This is a genomic window from Rhizobium sp. SRDI943, assembly GCF_057653695.1.
Window position 1 is genome coordinate 3,582,267 of record NZ_CM172787.1, and the last position, 17,589, is coordinate 3,599,855.

Annotated in this window: 16 protein-coding genes, 1 other RNA gene and 1 pseudogene; 10 read left to right on the top strand and 8 right to left on the bottom strand. The window is 62.4% G+C overall.

What is annotated here, in order from left to right:
• From ruvA to AC245Y_RS18240, 5 genes are all read left to right on the top strand, one after another.
• Nucleotides 1-615, top strand: a complete 615-nt coding sequence (ruvA, locus tag AC245Y_RS18220; protein WP_012758865.1) for a Holliday junction branch migration protein RuvA — start codon at nucleotides 1-3, stop codon at nucleotides 613-615.
• A gap of 83 nt (nucleotides 616-698) precedes the next feature.
• Entirely contained in the window at nucleotides 699-1,739 is a 1,041-nt protein-coding gene (ruvB, locus tag AC245Y_RS18225; protein WP_003552548.1) for a Holliday junction branch migration DNA helicase RuvB, read from the top strand.
• Nucleotides 1,740-2,642 (top strand): metallophosphoesterase, encoded by a 903-nt coding sequence (locus AC245Y_RS18230; protein ID WP_012758866.1) that lies wholly within the window; start codon nucleotides 1,740-1,742, stop codon nucleotides 2,640-2,642.
• A gap of 6 nt (nucleotides 2,643-2,648) precedes the next feature.
• Complete coding sequence (locus AC245Y_RS18235; protein WP_017995095.1) at nucleotides 2,649-3,161, top strand: NUDIX hydrolase; 513 nt, start codon at nucleotides 2,649-2,651, stop codon at nucleotides 3,159-3,161.
• 90 nt (nucleotides 3,162-3,251) lie between these two features.
• The gene (locus AC245Y_RS18240; RefSeq protein ID WP_017995096.1) at nucleotides 3,252-3,815 is read left to right on the top strand and encodes a DinB family protein; all 564 of its coding nucleotides are present in this window, start codon (nucleotides 3,252-3,254) and stop codon (nucleotides 3,813-3,815) included.
• A gap of 91 nt (nucleotides 3,816-3,906) precedes the next feature.
• Here AC245Y_RS18240 and AC245Y_RS18245 read toward each other — a convergent pair whose 3' ends face one another.
• Together AC245Y_RS18245 and mprF are read right to left on the bottom strand one after the other, a co-directional pair.
• Nucleotides 3,907-5,289: a virulence factor family protein gene (locus AC245Y_RS18245; protein WP_012758869.1), complete on the bottom strand. Its 1,383-nt coding sequence runs from the start codon at nucleotides 5,287-5,289 to the stop codon at nucleotides 3,907-3,909.
• A complete protein-coding gene (gene mprF / locus AC245Y_RS18250; protein ID WP_017995097.1) occupies nucleotides 5,286-7,889 on the bottom strand; it encodes a bifunctional lysylphosphatidylglycerol flippase/synthetase MprF in 2,604 nt (867 codons plus the stop codon). The genes AC245Y_RS18245 and mprF overlap by 4 nt, the downstream gene beginning before the upstream one ends.
• A 237-nt stretch (nucleotides 7,890-8,126) precedes the next feature.
• On the opposite strand from mprF, the gene AC245Y_RS18255 reads away from it, so the two are divergent.
• Complete coding sequence (locus AC245Y_RS18255) at nucleotides 8,127-8,504, top strand: DoxX family protein (RefSeq protein ID WP_017995098.1); 378 nt, start codon at nucleotides 8,127-8,129, stop codon at nucleotides 8,502-8,504.
• A 6-nt stretch (nucleotides 8,505-8,510) separates the two neighbouring features.
• Here AC245Y_RS18255 and AC245Y_RS18260 read toward each other — a convergent pair whose 3' ends face one another.
• From AC245Y_RS18260 to AC245Y_RS18270, 3 genes are all read right to left on the bottom strand, one after another.
• Nucleotides 8,511-10,622 (bottom strand): mechanosensitive ion channel family protein, encoded by a 2,112-nt coding sequence (locus tag AC245Y_RS18260; RefSeq protein WP_017995099.1) that lies wholly within the window; start codon nucleotides 10,620-10,622, stop codon nucleotides 8,511-8,513.
• A 207-nt stretch (nucleotides 10,623-10,829) separates the two neighbouring features.
• On the bottom strand, nucleotides 10,830-11,861 hold the full coding sequence (gene gnd / locus AC245Y_RS18265) for a phosphogluconate dehydrogenase (NAD(+)-dependent, decarboxylating) (protein ID WP_017995100.1): 1,032 nt from the start codon (nucleotides 11,859-11,861) through the stop codon (nucleotides 10,830-10,832).
• A 138-nt stretch (nucleotides 11,862-11,999) separates the two neighbouring features.
• A complete protein-coding gene (locus AC245Y_RS18270; RefSeq protein ID WP_017995101.1) occupies nucleotides 12,000-12,482 on the bottom strand; it encodes an SRPBCC domain-containing protein in 483 nt (160 codons plus the stop codon).
• A gap of 69 nt (nucleotides 12,483-12,551) precedes the next feature.
• Between AC245Y_RS18270 and AC245Y_RS18275 the strand changes: the two genes are divergently transcribed.
• The 4 genes and pseudogenes from AC245Y_RS18275 to AC245Y_RS18290 all read left to right on the top strand — a co-directional run bounded on the left by AC245Y_RS18275 (nucleotide 12,552) and on the right by AC245Y_RS18290 (nucleotide 16,310).
• On the top strand, nucleotides 12,552-12,884 hold the full coding sequence (locus AC245Y_RS18275) for an ArsR/SmtB family transcription factor (RefSeq protein WP_012758875.1): 333 nt from the start codon (nucleotides 12,552-12,554) through the stop codon (nucleotides 12,882-12,884).
• Between the two features lie 76 nt (nucleotides 12,885-12,960).
• Complete coding sequence (locus AC245Y_RS18280; protein WP_017995102.1) at nucleotides 12,961-13,497, top strand: helix-turn-helix transcriptional regulator; 537 nt, start codon at nucleotides 12,961-12,963, stop codon at nucleotides 13,495-13,497.
• 97 nt (nucleotides 13,498-13,594) lie between these two features.
• Nucleotides 13,595-14,577: pseudogene (locus AC245Y_RS18285) on the top strand (NAD-dependent epimerase/dehydratase family protein).
• Nucleotides 14,578-14,822: 245 nt separating this feature from the next.
• Nucleotides 14,823-16,310 carry an esterase-like activity of phytase family protein gene (locus AC245Y_RS18290; RefSeq protein ID WP_017995104.1) on the top strand — a complete coding sequence of 496 codons (1,488 nt, stop codon included), beginning with the start codon at nucleotides 14,823-14,825 and terminating at the stop codon, nucleotides 16,308-16,310.
• Between the two features lie 81 nt (nucleotides 16,311-16,391).
• On the opposite strand, the gene ssrS is transcribed toward AC245Y_RS18290, so the two are convergent.
• The 3 genes from ssrS to AC245Y_RS18305 all read right to left on the bottom strand — a co-directional run bounded on the left by ssrS (nucleotide 16,392) and on the right by AC245Y_RS18305 (nucleotide 17,559).
• Nucleotides 16,392-16,550, bottom strand: a non-coding RNA gene (gene ssrS / locus AC245Y_RS18295) — 6S RNA.
• A 340-nt stretch (nucleotides 16,551-16,890) separates the two neighbouring features.
• Nucleotides 16,891-17,268, bottom strand: coding sequence for a cell division protein ZapA (locus AC245Y_RS18300; protein WP_003542783.1), 378 nt, complete (start codon nucleotides 17,266-17,268; stop codon nucleotides 16,891-16,893).
• A 15-nt stretch (nucleotides 17,269-17,283) separates the two neighbouring features.
• On the bottom strand, nucleotides 17,284-17,559 hold the full coding sequence (locus tag AC245Y_RS18305; RefSeq protein ID WP_012758879.1) for a DUF4164 domain-containing protein: 276 nt from the start codon (nucleotides 17,557-17,559) through the stop codon (nucleotides 17,284-17,286).
• Between the last annotated feature and the right edge of the window lie 30 nt (nucleotides 17,560-17,589).

A 17,589-nucleotide genomic window follows, 5' to 3' on the forward strand; every position in this document is an offset into this window, starting at 1 on the left:
ATGATCGGCAAGCTGAAAGGCACCATAGACGAGATCGGCGAAGACTATGTGCTCGTCGATGTGCACGGCGTCTGCTACGTCGCCCATTGCTCGGCCCGCACCCTGTCGAAGCTTGGCTCGGCTGGCGAGGCCTGCGTGCTGTTCATCGAGACCTATGTGCGCGAGGATCAGTTGAAGCTCTTTGGCTTCATGACCGCGCTAGAGCGGGAATGGTTCAACCTGCTCCAAAGCGTCCAGGGCGTCGGCGCCAAGGTGGCGCTCGCCGTGCTCTCGACGTTGACCCCAGGCGAACTGGCTAATGCGATCGCCCTGCAGGACCGCACTGCCGTCTCCCGCGCGCCGGGCGTCGGTCCGAAAGTGGCGATGCGCCTCGTCACCGAGCTCAAGAACCGGGCGCCTGCCTTTGCCGGGGAAGCAATCAATATCGCTCTCAAGCAGGAACTCGGTGAAGGCGTCGCGGCAGCACCGGTCGCCGATGCGGTGTCCGCATTGACCAACCTCGGCTATTCCCGCGACCAGGCCGCCAATGCGGTTGCCGCGGCAATGAAGACGGCGGGTGATAACGCCGACAGCGCCAAGCTGATCAGGCTGGGATTGAAGGAACTGGCGCGGTGAAAAGCCGCAAAACCGATGATGGGATGTCGAGGCAGCCGTTTTTTGGTGTATTGGTGTGACAGGATTCAAAACGGAATGAGAGCATGAGCGAACCCGCCCGCCTGATATCGCCGGAAAAGCGGGGCGAAGACCTTGATATCACGTTGCGCCCGCAATCGCTGGACGAGTTCACCGGCCAGGCGGAGGCGCGCGCCAATCTCAAGGTCTTCATCGAGGCGGCGAAAAACCGCGGCGAAGCGCTGGACCATGTGCTCTTCGTCGGTCCACCCGGCCTCGGCAAGACGACGCTGGCGCAGATTATGGCCAAAGAGCTCGGCGTCAACTTTCGCTCGACGTCGGGCCCGGTGATCGCCAAGGCCGGCGATCTCGCTGCCCTGCTCACCAATCTCGAGGAGCGCGACGTGCTCTTCATCGACGAAATCCATCGCCTCAATCCCGCCGTCGAGGAAATCCTCTATCCGGCCATGGAAGATTTCCAGCTCGACCTCATCATCGGGGAAGGCCCTGCCGCTCGCTCGGTGAAGATCGACCTGTCGAAATTCACGCTGGTGGCGGCCACAACCCGCCTCGGCCTGTTGACGACGCCGCTGCGCGACCGCTTTGGCATTCCGGTGCGCCTGAGTTTCTATACCGTCGAGGAGCTGGAGCTGATCGTGCGCCGCGGCGCGCGGCTGATGAACCTGCCGATCACCGAGGAGGGCGCCCGCGAGATCGCAAGACGCGCCCGTGGCACTCCGCGCATCGCCGGCCGGCTGTTGCGGCGCGTGCGCGACTTTGCCGAGGTGGCAAGGGCAGAAGCCGTCACCCGCGAGATCGCCGACGAGGCGCTGACCCGCCTGCTGGTCGACAATGTCGGCTTCGACCAACTCGACAAACGTTACCTCAACATGATCGCGGTCAATTTCGGCGGCGGCCCGGTCGGCATCGAAACCATTGCCGCCGGCCTTTCCGAGCCGCGCGACGCGATCGAGGACATCATCGAGCCCTACATGATCCAGCAGGGTTTCATTCAGCGCACGCCACGCGGCCGTGTTCTGACCGCAATCGCGTGGAAACATCTGGGAATGCAACCGCCAAAGGATATGGAGGCTGCGCAGTTCCGGCTGTTCCAGGAGGACAACTGAGTGATCACCCGCCGCGGATTTTTGAAGGTTCTCGGCGGCGGTTTCGCCGGCGTCATGTCGCTCGGTGGTTATGCCTTTGCTTATGAACCGCTCGCGCGGCTCGCCATCACCCGCTACCAGCTGACGCCGCCGGGATGGACGCCAGGGCTCAAGCTACGCGTCGTCGCGCTCGCCGATCTCCATGCCTGCGAACCCTGGATGTCGGCAAGCCGCATTGCCGCGATCTGCCACACGGCGAATGAACTCGAAGGCGACGTCACCGTCCTGCTCGGCGATTACGCCGCCGGCATGAACATGGTGACGCAGTACGTGCATTCGAGCCAATGGTCGAAGGCGCTCGCCACCTTGCAGGCCCCTCTCGGCGTCCATGCGGTCATGGGCAACCACGATTGGTGGGAGGACAGGACCGCCCAGAAGAACGGCGGGATGGAAACATTCGGACACCGAGCCTTCGCCGACGTCGGCATCCCGGTCTATGGCAACCGCGCCGTCCGGCTCGAAAAGGATGGCAGCGGCTTTTGGCTCGCAGGCCTCGAAGATCAGCTAGCGCTTCTGCCGGGCCGGAAGTGGGGCCGCACGCAGATGCTCGGCCTCGACGATCTCGAGGGAACGATGGCTCAGGTGACGGACGATGCGCCGGTCATCCTGCTTGCCCATGAACCCGATATCTTTCCGCGCGTGCCGGAGCGTGTGTCGCTGACCCTATCGGGTCACACGCATGGCGGACAGATCCGTTTGCTCGGCCGTTCGCCTATCGTGCCCTCGCGCTACGGCAACCGCTACGCCTATGGTCATATGATCGAGGAGGGGCGTAATATCATCGTCTCCGGTGGCCTCGGCTGCTCCATCGCGCCGGTGCGCTTCGGCGTGCCGCCGGAAATTGTCGTGATCGATCTTGGATAGAATGGCATGGCCAAGCGCACTCTCATCCGCCTGAATGCGGGCGCTGAGCGTTTCAACTATCGCATCGCCGGCCTCGGCGTTCGTGACGGCCACGTGCTCGTCCATCGCGCCGTGCATGAGCCCTTCTGGACCTTTCCGGGCGGCAGGGCGGAAATCGGCGAGACGTCGGAGCAAACGCTGAAACGGGAGATGGTGGAGGAACTGGGCGTAGAGGTGACCGTCCATCGCCTGCTCTGGATCGTCGAGAATTTTTTCCGCTACGAACAGCGCGACTGGCATGAACTCGGCCTCTATTATCTGATGGAGATTCCGCCAGAATTCCCCTTCTTGTCCGGCGAGATCATCCATCGGGTCGAGGACGGCGACAACCATCTCGAGTTCAAATGGGTGCCGGCAACGCGTAATGCCCTGTCCGCACTCGACATCCCGCCCTATTTCATCGCCGATGAAATCGAAACCCTTCCCGTTGTGCCGCGTCATCTCGTCTGGCGGGACGGCGATCTCGACGGCAAAGACTGACGCAGGCAATTCAAGGTGTTACAGCGCCCTTTGCGCGCCTTAAAAGGTGGCGGTGCTGTCGCCAAAAGCCTTTAAAGAGGAGATGCGCCGATGCCGACCTTCGATCCTGTCAGGCCATTTCGCAAACTTGCCTACAACAACGCCCTTGCCAACCGCCGGCTGCTTCAGGCCTGCGCGACACTGAAGCCCAGCGAATTCGAAGCGCCGCGCACCAGTTTCTTCCCCTCGATCAAGGAAACCATGAACCATATCATCACGGTCGACTGGTTCTATGTCGACGGCCTGGAAGGCGGCACGCTCGGGCTCAAGGCCTTTGAGGTCGACGAACCGTTCGATGACGTTTCCTCGCTGACAGAGGCGCAGGCGAAGGTCGATCAGCGCCTGACGGCACTTTGCGAGGCCCTGACGCCGGAGAGACTCATCTCGACCATCAGCCTCCATCGCGGCGACCGCATTCAAGAAGAGCGGATGGAGGACGTGCTCGGCCACCTCTTCCAGCATCAGACCCATCATCGCGGGCAGGTGCATGCGATGCTCTCCGGCACCAGCGTCGCTCCGCCGCAACTCGACGAATTCATCGTTGCCGACGATGCCCGGTTCCGTGGCGGCGAACTCGCCACGCTCGGCTGGAGCGAAGAAACGCTGATGCGTTAGCGCGTCCTGCGGGCCGCGAGTGCTTTAAGTCTCTATTTGATGCCTGTCGTGGTCCCAAAACCGCTGCACAGTTTTGGGACCACGACAGGCATTAATTCTGCAGCCGCTTCTTCAGCCCGTCGATGATTGTCTTGGTGAGAAGATCGTAATTCTCGTCGAAGTGATGATCGCCGGGCAGTTCGATGACCTCGGCGCCGCTATCCTTCAGCGCCGGACAGGCAACATCGTCATCGTCGTCCTTGCCGTAGATGCATTGCACGAGCTTCGGATCAATGTTCTTCAGATCGCCGACAGGATCGCCTCCCGCCCCTTCCGTCTTCTGGCCGAGCCAGCCGAGAACAGAGATGACGTAGTCGACTTGGTGCGAAAGCGACAGCAGCGACAATTGCGCCACCGCCGACTTTTCGGCTGGCTTGAGGAGCTGGTAGGTGGCGGGCACGACATCGGCGCCGAAGGAATAACCGACGAGCAGGACATGCTTCACCTTCCACTGCTTGCGGTAGAAATCGATGATCTTCGAAAGATCGGCAGCTGTCTCCTCCGGCTTGCGCTCCTTCCAGAAATAGTGGAGCGAATCGACGCCGACGACCGGAATACCTTCCTTCTGCAGCGTGCCGCCGACCTCCTTGTCGATGTCGCGCCAGCCGCCGTCGCCGGAATAGATCACCGCCATCGTATCGAAGGCCGGCGTTGCCTCGAGCACCGCCAGCGGCAGGCCGAGCGGGTTGCCGAAGGCGCCGGAGGCGGTGACGAGATCGTCGAGCGTATCGGCAAACGCCGTCTGCGCATCGTCGGTGGAATCGCGGATCTCGATCGCGTCATGGGCCTTCTTCAGCGCCTCGGCATGCGCCCGACCATCCTTGTTGGCCTCAGGCGTGAAGACGGTAACGATCGGGTCCGGCAGGATGCCGTCGCTGAGGCCATAGACCGTGCGTTCGCCGACCACCTGCTTGGACGCCGGCGTGCAAAGCTCCTTGGCAAGCGGAATGCCGGCGGCCGGATTAACGGCAAGTGTCTGGCCGATCGTCGCATCCGGCGTTTGCGCGGCGATCGCCAGCGCCAAGGCCCCGCCCTCGCCGATACCGGCGACGATCGGCAGGTGATAGGCGTTGTTGCCGGTCGCGCGCTGCACCTGCTGGCTCAGCGATTCGATGTCCGACACCATGTAGACACAGCCGTCGTTGAGGCTGACGTCGTACTGGCCGAGCGCCTGGATATAGGATGGAAAGTCGACGCCGATGACAACGGCGCCTTCGGCGACCAACCTGTCGGCTTCGCCCTTCTCATAATCGCCCCAGCCGGCGGCATCCGAGATCAGCATCACCGTGCCCTTCACCTCCCCTTCCGGCAGGAAGATGTGCGGCGACGGGATGAGCCCGGTTTCGAAACTCTGCGTGGTCTCTTCGGCGGCGTCAGCCGGTGCGGCCGCGAGCATGCAGGCGCATGCCGTGGCAAGAAGGATTGTTCTGATCATTTTCTCACTACCCCTTTCAATCCGCCCCCAATCAGAAATGTCGCGTCCATCAACGCGATCATCGGATTGCCCCCTCCTGAGACCGCAAGATAGCGCGGTTGCCAGTGCGGATGAAACTTGGATTTGAATGCCCGAAGGCCTTTGAAGTTATAGAAGCGCTCGCCGTGTTCGAAGACGGTGCTGCCGATGCGGTCCCAGACGGGCGCCGCCTCGCGTTTCGACATGCCGGAGAGAGGCGCCATGCCGAGATTGAAGTGGGTGAAACCCTGCCCTCGCAGATATTCCATGATCTGCACGAAGAGAAAGTCCATCGAGCCCTTCGGCGCGTCCGGCGAGAAGCGCATGAGATCGATCGTGCCCTCCTGTCTGGATTCGGTCACGAGGATATTGGCGAAGGCGACGATCCTGCCGTCCTTTTTCAGGATGCCGACCGGCTGCGAGGAGACATAATCGAAATCGAACGCGCCGAGCGAGAAGCCCTTTTCCTTGGCATTGTGATGCTCGAGCCAGGCCGTCGAAACCGCGGCAAGATCATCGATGACCGAAGACAAGTCCTGCGGTTCGACGACGGCGAATTCCAGCCCGTCGCGCTGGGCGCGGCTTGCCGTCTGGCGAAGGTTCGCCCATTTGCCGCCCTTCATCTCGAAGGTCCTGAGATCGGCCACCGCCAGTTCGCCGAGCTTGAAGGCGCGCAGGCCGGCATCGGCGCAATGGGACAGCAGCGCCGGCGATATCTGATAGAACACGGCCCGGCAGCCGGCGGCGCGCGCCGCTTCGACGAAACGCCAGACGAGTTCCTGCACGGCGCGATGGTCGCCGACCGGATCGAACAGCGCGATCCAGGAGCGGCCCTGCCGGCCATACATGATGAAGGCATCGCCGTTTTCCGAGAACATGATGCTCTTGTCGCCCATGCGCACAAGATTGGCATCGGCATTGCCCTGCTTCATGACGATCTCGACGGCACGCGCCAGCGCCTCGTCCGTCGCCTGCTCCGGCCGGAAGCTCGCCGGTCGGAGCAGGCTGAAGACGGCGATCGCCGACGAAATGATGGTGATGCCGAGCACGGCGCGCAGCCCGCGCGGCGCCTCGGCGGTGAATTCGAACTGCCACCAGAGCTGGTTGCTGTATTCGACGTCGCGATAGACGAAGAGCAGGATGACGACAGCCCCGACGACGATCACGGCGATCGCCATCAGCCAGGACGCCGTCAGCGCCTGGTTGAGCAGCGAGGCCTGGCGGGTAAAGAGCCGGCGGCTGACGAAGAGCCCGAAGATGAGGAAGGCAAGAAAAGCCGCTTCGACAAGCGCGATCGCCTTCAGCAGCGACAAGGTCAGCGCGGCAAGCGCCGAGAACACGGCGACCCACCAGGCGCCGTCGAGCCGCTGGCCGAGGCCGCGCGCGGCGACGACGAGTGCCAGCCCCAACAGGCTGGAGAGGAAATGCGCCCCTTCGACCATCGGCAGTGGCAGATAGTTGGAGAGGAATTCGAGGTTCTGGTCCGGCGTCGGCGTGACGCTCGAAAACACCAGCATGACGCCGAGCAGCAGCGCGAGAGCCGACAGCAGCTGCGGCATCAGCCGTCCGCCGATGCGCCGCATGCTGGAGGCCGCCGGATGGTCGACGAAACGACGCAGCTCCGCCGCCGAGACCGCGAGCACGGCGATCAGCAGCGGCAGCACATGGTAGACCAGCCGGTAGAGCACCAGCGATCCGAGCACGGCATCGATGTTCACCGCGCTGCCGAGCGAGGCGATGATCACGGTCTCGAACACACCGAGCCCGGCCGGAACATGGCTGAGCACGCCGAGACCGACGGCGATCGCATAGACGGCGAGGAAGACCGGCCAGCCGATGGCTGTCTGCGGCAGCAGCACATAGAGCACCGACGCCGAGGCGGCGATATCGAAGGCTGTGACGAGGAATTGCCGCGACCAGGTGCGCGAATCCGGCAGGCGGATTGCCACAGGGCCAAGATCGAGCACGCGCCCGTCACGGCCGATGATCATCACCGCGCCCAGAATGGCGACGATCGAACCGGCGATCAGCCGAAGAAGGAAGGGGCTGATGCCGACGAGCGGGCCGATCTCGTCGGCGATGACGATGAGGGCGATTGCCGCGACGCCCGCAAGCCCCAATCCGAAGGACAGCGTGACGAAGGCGATGATGCGTCCGATATCCTCCGGCGAGAGCCCGAGGCGCGTATAGGCGCGGTAGCGAATCGCCCCCCCAGACAGGGCGCCGAAACCGGCGGTATTGCCGACGGCATAGGCACTGAACGCCGTCAGCGCGACATGCGGAAAGGGCAGCTTCTTGCCGATATATTCGATGGCGTTGAGATCGTAGAAGATCAGTGCGAGGAAACTGAGCGCCGTGAAGAACAACGCAAGCAGGATCGAGCTCGGCCTGGTGGCGGCGAGCGCACCGACGACGTCGTCATAGCGCACCTCGTTGGTGAGCTGCATGATGGCGTAACCGACGAGGCAGAAGACCACCATTGATGCGGCTGCCAGCAGCGGCGTTCTGTACCGTCTGAATAGACCGCCAAAAGAAAACCCGTCCGCTTCTTCAATCTCTTCCAAATTGCCGTGCCCCGACATTCTCGTACCCTGCTGCAACTGCCAGCTTGGCGGGAATCATTTCAGATGACGTAACATGAAAGGCATATAAGCTCTATGAAGCTATGCCGCTGCTACCCCAGCCCCGCCGCCTGCGCCTCAATCATCCTCAATTGGGGCGAATTTGCGCAGGCGGGCGACGCAGCACATTGCATTTTCGTAAGCTTCGGCAGAGCCTTGCGCTCGATGGAGAGTTGAGACGCGAGAGAAAGGTTCGATATGCAGGATGGTTCGGCCTTGGTGATGCTTGCTCTCGGCCGCCTGCTGCTCGGCGGCCTCTATGTCGCTGGCGGCGTTCATCATTTTTTCGTCATCGTGCCGCTGACCGAGGCGATCGAAGCCCGCGGCCTCCCTTTTGCGAAATGGGTGCTGATCTTGGGCAGCACGTTCCAGATCGTCGCCGGCATCCTGTTGATGCTCGGCCTTTTTGTCGCGGCAGCGGCATTCGGTCTCATCGTCTTCACGCTGGCGGCCACCGTCATGCTGCTGAATTTCTGGGACATGCAGGGAACGGCGCGCGACAGCGCGATCAATACCTGGAAAACCAACCTGGCGATCATCGGCGGCCTGCTGATCGCAGCAGCCGGCGCGATGTGAAGCGGTTCATGCCGCCGGTTCGGCGCCCGCCCGCGCATGCGCGGCGTATCGTGCGACGGCAGCATCCACCTCCGCGTCGCGGTCGCCCGCCACCTGCACCGTCGGCACGGCGAATTCGATACCGTTTTCCTGGAAGGCATTACGAATCATCGCCAGCGCATTGCGGCGGATGACGAATTGCTCGCCGGGCTTCGTCATCATCGACAGCCGGATTTCGATGGCGAATTCGCCGAACTGCTCGACACCCTTCATCTTCAGAGTCTCGATGATATGAGGGCCGAATTCCGGATTTTCGAGCAGCGTCTGGCCGATCTGCTTGATCACCTTCTTCGCCTTGACGAGATCGGTGTCGTATTTGACGTTGAGGCTGATCTTGTCGATCGTCCAGTCGCGATTGAGGTTCTTCACTGCGCCGAGTTCACCGAACGGCACCGTCGTCAGCGGCCCGCGATGATGTCTGAGCTTCACCGAACGCAGGCTGAAGGCCTCGACCACGCCCTTGTGGCTGCCGCTTTCGATATATTCGCCGATGCGGAAGGCATCGTCCCAGAGATAGAACATGCCGCTGATGACGTCCTTGACGATCGTCTGCGCGCCGAAACCGACCGCAACGCCGACGACACCGGCGCCGGCGATCAGCGGCCCGATTTCGATACCGAGGCCGGAGAGCACCATCAGAACGGCGATGACGGCAATGACGACGGCAAGGATATTGCGGAAGATCGGCAACAGCGTCTGTATCCGCGCGCGTTTGGCCTTCTCCTCATCCGTTGCTCCGCCATCCACGGATGATTCAAGCAGCTTGCCGTCGATATAGGCCTTGATGACATGCCAGAGCAGATCGGCGGCAAGCAGGATGACGATGCCGCCGATCACGCCGCGCGCGATCTTGTCGATCATCGTTTCGCCGGCCGCCATCGTATCGGCACCGACGCCGAGCATATGCCCAAGCCAGATGGCGGCAACGGCAATGATCAGCGCCCGCACGCCACGGTCGAGCAGCACGGCTGCAATGCGGCGCGTGGCAAGGAAGCTCGCTTCGGTCTGCTGCAGCGATTTTACCGCAATCGTCGAGACGGCAAGCACGCGCGGCAGCAGCAACACGTAAATGCCGAGCCAGAGCAGCCAGTTGAAGCCTGCGACCCAGAGGCTCCAGAGCAACAGGAAATAGACGGTGAGCGCCCAGGAGGTCCCGTGACCACGCTTCTCGTCCTTGTGCGGCCGCGACCAGACCGCCTCGATCGCAATCAACAACAGGCCGATGCCGAGGATATAGCCGACGAGGAGCCGCACGCTCGCAGAATAGCCGAGCGGCTCCATCGACTGGATCACCGCCCAGCCGAAAATGAAATAGATGACGAAGGTTGCACAGCGCCGATACCAGAAGAATGCGACGTCACGCGCCGGCATGATCGGAGCGGTGATCTCCTGTCGTTCTTCCTCGGCTCGCGCCAGCCCGATGAGATCGACCAGCACGCCACCAAGGCAGATGGTGAAGCGCTGGACCACGAGCGCGACAACGCAAACGATCGCGATGCTCTGGCTGACCGGCGGCCAGCTGACGCTGAGAAGAGCAAGTGCCGTCGCCATCGCAAAGATCAGCGCCGGAATGACGCGCGGGGCGAGATGCATGCCCGCCATCTGCGCCGCCTGGCGACGGCGGCGGAAGGCATAGCGGGCAATGCGCTCGACGATGGTGCCGAGCAGGAAAATCGCCAGAAACTGCGCTATCATGCGTGGCCAGCCGGTGGCGGCGATCTCGCCGAAAAACAGCGAAGAAGCATGGCCGACCTGCGAGGGCAGTGTCATCGCTGCATCGGAGACCATTGAGACGTGCCGGCGGGCATGCTGGAGCAGGCCTGACAGTACCGACATCTGGTCGCCGGCCGCCGAATCGCTCGCGGGCGCCGCCGCCATCTGCGTCGACATCCATTGTTTGACCTGAGGAGTCTGCATCAGCTCCATCATCTGACGCACCTCGGCCGGCGGGGCGGCCGCGGCCGGCACTTGCGCCGGCGTCGTCTGGGCAAAGCCAGGCGAAACCGCCGATAAAAGCGCAAGCAATGCCGACATGCCGAATATGACGGCCTTCAAGCCCCTTGCCATGCCACGCTCCATGACCGCCTCCAATGAAATGTCGGTCGCTTGTGCAAAGCAGCGCCGACATTTTGCAATGGATACTCGCGACCGTTGCCGCCAGCAAGCCGTAGGAAGACCATACCGATGGCTAGGAAAGGTCAACGTCGCCGCCGCCTCGAAACGAAGCGTGCGCTCGCTATTTCAGGATGACGGCTTTGCCGAAACGGTGAGTGAAGTCGCTCGCCTTCAGGATTTCGCGGCCGGTTTTTCTACGTGACCGCCGAAGCCCGCGCGCATCGCCGACAGCACCTTGTTGGCGAATTCGTCATTGTCGCGCGAGGAGAAGCGACCGTAGAGCGCAGCGCTCAGCACCGGGGTCGGCACGCTTTCGTCGATCGCCGCCATGATCGTCCAGCGGCCTTCGCCGCTGTCCGAGACGCGGCCTGCATATTTCGAAAGTGCGGGATCGGCATGTAGCGCATCGGCCGTAAGATCGAGCAGCCAGGAGGTGATGACACTGCCGCGGCGCCAGACTTCGGCGACATCCTGCAGGTTGAAATCATATTGGAAATGTTCCGGATGGGCGAGCGGTGCGGTTTCCGCATCGGCCTCGTGCGAGGCGGCGCCGATATTGGCATGTTTCAGAATATTGATACCTTCGGCATAGGCGGCCATCAGGCCGTATTCGATGCCGTTATGCACCATCTTGACGAAATGCCCGGCGCCATGCGGGCCGCAATGCAGGTAACCCTGCTCGGCGGTGCTGGCCGCAGCCGCTTCGACGCTCCGGTTGGGCGAGGCTTCCGTCTTGCCGACGCCGGGCGCCAGCGTCGCGAAGATCGGGGAAAGGTGTTCGACGATGCCCTTCTCGCCGCCGATCATCAGGCAATAACCGCGCTCGAGGCCGAAGACGCCGCCGCTTGTGCCGACATCGACATAGTGGATGCCCTTGGTGATAAGGTCGGCGCCGTGGCGGATGTCGTCATGGTAATAAGAGTTTCCGCCGTCAATGACGATATCGCCATTTTCAAGCAGCGGCACCAGGCTCGCCAGCACCTTGTCGACGATCGCCGCCGGCAACATCAGCCAAATCGCGCGCGGATGGGTGAGCTTCGAGACGAATTCCGCGAGCGAAGCACTGCCGGTCGCACCGAGGCCCGCGAGCTCGGCAACGCTTTCCGGCCTGGCGTCGTAGACGACGCATTCGTGACCGCCTCGCATCAAGCGCTGGACCATATAATTGCCCATGCGGCCCAAACCAACCATGCCAAGCTGCATAATGAAATCTCCTGGAAACCGAAATGAAGTATCGAATCCGGAAATTAGCACCCGCAGTGTGACAGGCAAGCAAAGTCTCGGTGATTTCGGGGAATGCGACGATTGCGCTGCCGATCGTCTTGATGCCGACACACTCCTTCAAACATCAGGCGCGCTGGCCGGCTCACCCTTCATCTCGCTGAGGAACATGCCCTCGCGCAGATTGATGCCGTATTCGACGAAAGCCTTCATGCTGCAGAGCATCTGCGTCCAGCCTTCGCAGTTGAGATAGGTGCCGCGCCGGCCGGCATCGTCTTCGCGCCAGCCGGTCTCGGCGATCGTCACCAGCGTGCCGCCATCCTCCAGCGGCTTGAAGTTCATCTCGACCAGCGTCTTGTACTTCGCCTCGTCTTCGCCAGTGCCGCCATCCCAGCGCAGCACGATGCGGCTTTCCGGCACCAGTTCGACGACCTCGACCGGCGCATCCTTCCACCAGGTCACCGTCGTGCCCTTCACGAGCGGCGCGCTCGCTCCGCCGATCGTGGTGAAATAGCTGCTGAGCTTCTTCGGATTGACGACGGCATCAAATACCTCTGCGACGGGACGGCCGATGCGGCCGGAAACGCGGATTCCGAGAGACATGACACTTCTCCTCTTCTCCATTGTGCCTGTTCCGTTGTACTTGGCGTCATTATGTTATAAAAACATAACATGTCAAGCGAATCAACCGACGACCCAGTCTTCAAGGCGCTGGCGCATCATCGCCGCCGCGAAATCCTCGATCTGCTCAAGGATGGCCCCCGAACCACAGGGACCCTTTGCGAGATGTTTCCGGAGATGGATCGCTGTACGGTGATGCTGCATCTGAAGGTACTGGAAGAGGCCGATCTGGTCATCGCCAGGAAGGAAGGCCGCGAGCGCTGGAACCATCTGAACAGCCTGCCGATCAAGCACATCTATGACCGCTGGATCAGCGCCTATGCCGGCCATGCGCTCTCTATCCTCGACCGGCTGAAAGGCGACCTGGAAGGTCAGCCCGAATAATGACCCGGCGTCAAACCGCCTTGCCGCCCGCCCCGCCGAAGCCCTATGCTGCAAAAAACGACACGGGATCAGACGGATGACGATATCCGGAGCCGGCATACGCCGCATGCGGCTGCTGCGGAGCATGAAGCAGGAACATCTCGCCGAACTCCTCGGCGTCAACCAGGCGACGATCTCACGCTGGGAGCGCGATAAGCTCGCCCTTTCGCCCGAACAGGCTATCAAGCTGGAACGGATTTTCGCCTCGCCGCCACATGCAGCAGTCGATGCGGCGCTGAAGCGGCTGGTCGAGGATTCCGTCCGGCCGGTGCATCTGATCTGCGACCGCACCCACCGGCTGCTCGCCACCTCTCGCCCGCGGCACGCGGAGTGGCGGGCGCCGCTCGGCGCCTTTCTCGGCCGCTCTCTATTCTCCTACGCCTCCGCCGAGATCGCCGCCGCCGAGCAGTCGCTGGAGGAGCGCGGCTGGCATGCGGGCAGGCTCTCGTCGCTGACGCTTGATACCGGCGCCAACGGCAATGTGCTGCTGCCGATCGCCGCCGGCCGCATGACCTGGGAAAGGATCATGCTTTCCGATGGCAGCGCCGGCCGCCTCGTCACGACCATCGGCTGAGCCTCAAGCTTTCCTGCACGCCCATGCATAATTTATGCGTTGCCTGAAAACCTTAGTCTTTATAGCGTCCGCCGCCGAACGGTCAGGAGACGATGTGATGACGATACTGGTGACGGGAAGTGCCGGCCATCTCGGCGAGGCGCTGATGCAGACCTTGAGGGCGGAAAGCCGCTGGGTGCGCGGCATCGATATCAAGCCCTCGGCTTTTACCGACATGGTCGGCTCGATCAGTGATCGCGCCTTCGTCCGCCAGGCGATGTCGGGCATCAGCCACGTCATCCATGCCGCGACGTTGCACAAACCGCATGTGGCGACCCACGGCAATTATGATTCCTCGACACCAATATCGCCGGCACTCTGCACCTGCTCGAAGAGGCGACCACCGCAGGCGTCGCAAGCTTCGTCTTCACCAGCACCACCAGCACCTTCGGTGCGGCATTGACGCCGGCTGCCGGCGAACCGGCGGCATGGGTGACCGAGGACGTGCTTCCCGTCGCGAAAAACATCTACGGCGTGACGAAACTCGCCGCCGAACGTCTGTGCGAACTCTTCGCCCGCAAATCCGGCCTGCCGGTCGCCATTCTCAGGACTTCGCGTTTCTTTCCCGAAAATGACGACGATCCTGACATTCGCAACGGCTATTCGGCAGAGAATGCCCAGGCCAACGAGCTTCTTCACCGCCGCGTCGATATCAGCGACGTGGTCAGCGCCCATCTGCTGGCGCTCGAAAAGGCGCCGGCAATCGGCTTTGGCCGCTACATCATCTCCGCCACGACGCCGTTTTCGGCAAGTGATCTCGCCGCGATCCGGCGCGACGCGCCTCACGTCGTCGAACGACTGTTCCCGGGTGCAGGCGCCCTTTACGCATCACGCGGCTGGAAGATGTTTCCTTCGCTCGACCGTGTCTATGTCAACGAACGCGCAAGGCGGGAACTCGGCTGGCATCCGCGATATGATTTCCGTTTCGTGCTCGATTGCCTGCGCGACAACAGGGAGTGGCGAAGCCCTTTGGCGCTGAATGTCGGCTCCAAGGGCTACCACGATGAGGTCTTCGCCGAAGGGCCTTACCCGGTCGGATAGAGCAGCAGCTGGAATGCGGACACGCGAAAGCCCGACTTCCTCTCCAGCATGACGCTTTCGCTGAGAAGTGTCATCCAGATATCACGATCCCGTCATAGACCGTCTGCCGGGGATATGGGGCGACGAAATCCAGGGCGTGTTGTGCCATCGGGAAATCGAATCCAGGCCGGGGTGTCATTTGAAGCGGTGTCCAGCCTGCGGGCGGAAGCCGTTTCGAGAGCGCTTTTGACCGAGAGGGTATTTCCATGGAGAATGTCAGACCATACGCATCGCGGCTGTTCGCCGCGGTTCTCGCGGCATCCGCCGCCGTGCCAGTCGTCGCAATGGCCGAGAATTCCGCCACCGTCGGCGGCCTCACCTTCGTCAACAAGGGCTTGGTGGGCATCGGCCGCATTCCGGCCAACCAGCGTGACAAATTCGGCGAGACCTTCGGTTCCGGCTCGGGCATGGCGATCGATCCCGCCGCCTGGAGCCGCGACGGCGCCGGCTACAAGGGCACGCTCTACCTGTTGCCCGACCGCGGTTACAACGCCGTCGGCACCGTTGATTACCGGCCACGTCTGAACACCATCTCGATCGGCCTGACGCCGACCGCTCCGGGTGCGGCACCCGAGGTCGGCAAGGAACAGTCGGGCGTCGACGCAAGGCTCGTCGATTCCACACTCTTCGTCGACGACAGGGGCGGCGACATGACCGGTCTCGACCCGGAATCCGGCGTCCGCCCCGCTGCCGGTAGTTTTCCCGCGCTGCCGCAGGCGACGAACGGCAAGATCGCGCTCGACAATGAAGCCATCATCCGCATGGCCGACGGCAGCATGTTCGTCAGCGACGAATACGGGCCTTATATCTATCACTTCGCCGCTGACGGACACCTGCTCTCCGCCACCCAGCCGCCGAAGGCGCTTTTGCCGATGCGCAAGGGCGCGTTGAGCTTTGCCTCCAACAATCCCGGCTCCGGCGCCTCCGCTCCGGACCCGAAAGATCCGGAGACCGGCCGCCAGAACAACCAGGGTCTCGAAGGCATGGCGATGACGCCTGATGGCAAGTTCATCATCGCTGTGCTGCAATCGGCCGCCCGCCAGGACGGCGGCGATTCCGGCTCGACCCGCCAGAATACCCGCGCCATGATCTATGACGCCGCCGATCCCGATCACTTGAAACTGGTGCACGAATATGTCGTGCCGCTGCCGGTCTTCAAGGACGCCAAGGACAAGACGACGATCGCCGCCGAGAGCGAAATCGTCGCCCTGTCCGACAAGACCTTCCTGATGCTCGCCCGCGACAGCGGCAACGGCCAGGGCCTGAAGGGCGACACCTCGCTCTACCGCAAGGTCGACATCGTCGACATTTCCGCCGCGACCGACATCGCCGGCAGCGATTTCGATGACGGCAAGCCGATCGCGCCGAAGGGCGTCATCGATCCCTCGCTGACGCCGGCGACGCTGACACCCTTCATCGACCTCAACGACAAGACCGATCTCACCCGCTTCGGCCTGCACAACGGCGCGCCGAACGACAAGAACAATCTGTCGGAAAAGTGGGAAGCCATGGGTCTGGCGAGCGTTCTCGACCCGAACCTGCCGGACGACTACTTCCTGTTCGTCGCCAATGACAACGACTTCTTGACGCAGGATGGTTTCCAGGTGGGTGCCGCCTACAAGGCGGACGGCGGTGCCGACGTCGACACCATGTTCCAGGTCTTCCAGGTCACCCTTCCAGGTCTGACGAAGTAACGGACGCGCTGAAGAAGGGCGAACGGGCAACCCGCGTTCGCCCGCCATATCCGGCGTCTTCGCTGAAAATGGAAGGAAAGGGTGCGATCCACGACCACCGATGGATGTTTACGATCCTGGGTGCCTACAAACGTAGGTGGGCGCCGTGTGTCCAGGCCCACGGGCCTGGCCAGGGACAGCTCCCTTTGGATCGAGTATGGCCCCAGGGATTGTGGTTCCTGTCGAGAGGCGCAGACCGCATGGCGATATATAAGGTTGTTTGCGCTGCCGCGCCAGTGGCGACGGAAGGCCGCCCCTATTTAATTAGAGCCTTTCCTCGTCAGATTGAAGCATTCTGCCGGAGCAGGTTTTCGTCAGGGCAGAGGCGATTGGCGAAGGGCATACCTCTTGGTACGTCCGAGCCGATCGCCTCTGATCCTGGCGCAAAGATGCCCGGCCCTTCGGGTTGGCTGAAACGGGCCGGCTGATCGACCGGCCGGCTTGGCCGTAGAGCCGGGCTACGACACGCGCCGGCCGGTCGACCATCCGACTCCGTTTGAGCCAACAGAATGCTTCAATCTGACCAGGAAAGGCTCTAGGATCAATTGAGTTCCGGGGCGGACCGGCCGTTCAGCTTGTCGGTGATGCCGCGGATGCGGCTCGACACTTCACTGAGCGCTGCCGCAAGATTTTCCTCGGTCCGGGCGGTGGCTGCAAGCACCGTATCGCGATTGCCGCGCAGCGTCTCGAGCTCGGACTCCAACCCGGCGACGCGGCGCGTCAGCTCGGCAATCTCGTCCGTGATCATGATGCCGGCCATGACGGTGATCCTGAGATCGCCGATTTCCCCGAACTGATCCTTGAGATGGCCGACATAGCGGTCGAAGCGGGTGGCGAGATCGGTCAGGTGATCCTCCTGCCCTTCCTCGCAGGCCATGCGATAGGCCTTGCCGTCGATCGTTACCGTCACCTGCGCCATGCCAAACTCTTCCTATCAGCGATCCAGAACTGCGCGGATCGTTTCCATGGCCGTCACCAGCCGCCGCGATACCTCGCGATTAACCTCTTCCAGCCGGTTGGCGCGGAATTCGGCCTGGTCGAGCTCCTGCGCCAGGCGCGAGCGGTCGGCGTGTACACGCCGCACCTCGCCCTCGATCTCGCCCTGCTCGCGCTGCCGTTCGACGCGCATGTCGACGGCGTTTTCGAGGCTCGATATCGCCTGTCTCAATTCGTTGAGCGCTGCTTCCATGGTTTTGCCTGTGGGCATCATGTCTTTCCGATTCCCGCGCAGGATCCGCGA

Bases quoted from the DNA above. Each gene is read 5' to 3' on its own strand.
- AC245Y_RS18235 (WP_017995095.1), top strand. From the start codon at position 2,649: ATGGCCAAGCGCACTCTCATCCGCCTGAATGCGGGCGCTGAGCGTTTC.
- AC245Y_RS18300 (WP_003542783.1), bottom strand. From the start codon at position 17,268: ATGGCGCAGGTGACGGTAACGATCGACGGCAAGGCCTATCGCATGGCC.
- AC245Y_RS18290 (WP_017995104.1), top strand. From the start codon at position 14,823: ATGGAGAATGTCAGACCATACGCATCGCGGCTGTTCGCCGCGGTTCTC.
- AC245Y_RS18270 (WP_017995101.1), bottom strand. From the start codon at position 12,482: ATGTCTCTCGGAATCCGCGTTTCCGGCCGCATCGGCCGTCCCGTCGCA.
- AC245Y_RS18240 (WP_017995096.1), top strand. From the start codon at position 3,252: ATGCCGACCTTCGATCCTGTCAGGCCATTTCGCAAACTTGCCTACAAC.
- AC245Y_RS18260 (WP_017995099.1), bottom strand. From the start codon at position 10,622: ATGGAGCGTGGCATGGCAAGGGGCTTGAAGGCCGTCATATTCGGCATG.
- ruvA (WP_012758865.1), top strand. From the start codon at position 1: ATGATCGGCAAGCTGAAAGGCACCATAGACGAGATCGGCGAAGACTAT.
- AC245Y_RS18245 (WP_012758869.1), bottom strand. From the start codon at position 5,289: ATGATCAGAACAATCCTTCTTGCCACGGCATGCGCCTGCATGCTCGCG.
- AC245Y_RS18280 (WP_017995102.1), top strand. From the start codon at position 12,961: ATGACGATATCCGGAGCCGGCATACGCCGCATGCGGCTGCTGCGGAGC.
- gnd (WP_017995100.1), bottom strand. From the start codon at position 11,861: ATGCAGCTTGGCATGGTTGGTTTGGGCCGCATGGGCAATTATATGGTC.
- mprF (WP_017995097.1), bottom strand. From the start codon at position 7,889: ATGTCGGGGCACGGCAATTTGGAAGAGATTGAAGAAGCGGACGGGTTT.
- AC245Y_RS18275 (WP_012758875.1), top strand. From the start codon at position 12,552: ATGTCAAGCGAATCAACCGACGACCCAGTCTTCAAGGCGCTGGCGCAT.
- AC245Y_RS18255 (WP_017995098.1), top strand. From the start codon at position 8,127: ATGCAGGATGGTTCGGCCTTGGTGATGCTTGCTCTCGGCCGCCTGCTG.
- AC245Y_RS18305 (WP_012758879.1), bottom strand. From the start codon at position 17,559: ATGATGCCCACAGGCAAAACCATGGAAGCAGCGCTCAACGAATTGAGA.
- ruvB (WP_003552548.1), top strand. From the start codon at position 699: ATGAGCGAACCCGCCCGCCTGATATCGCCGGAAAAGCGGGGCGAAGAC.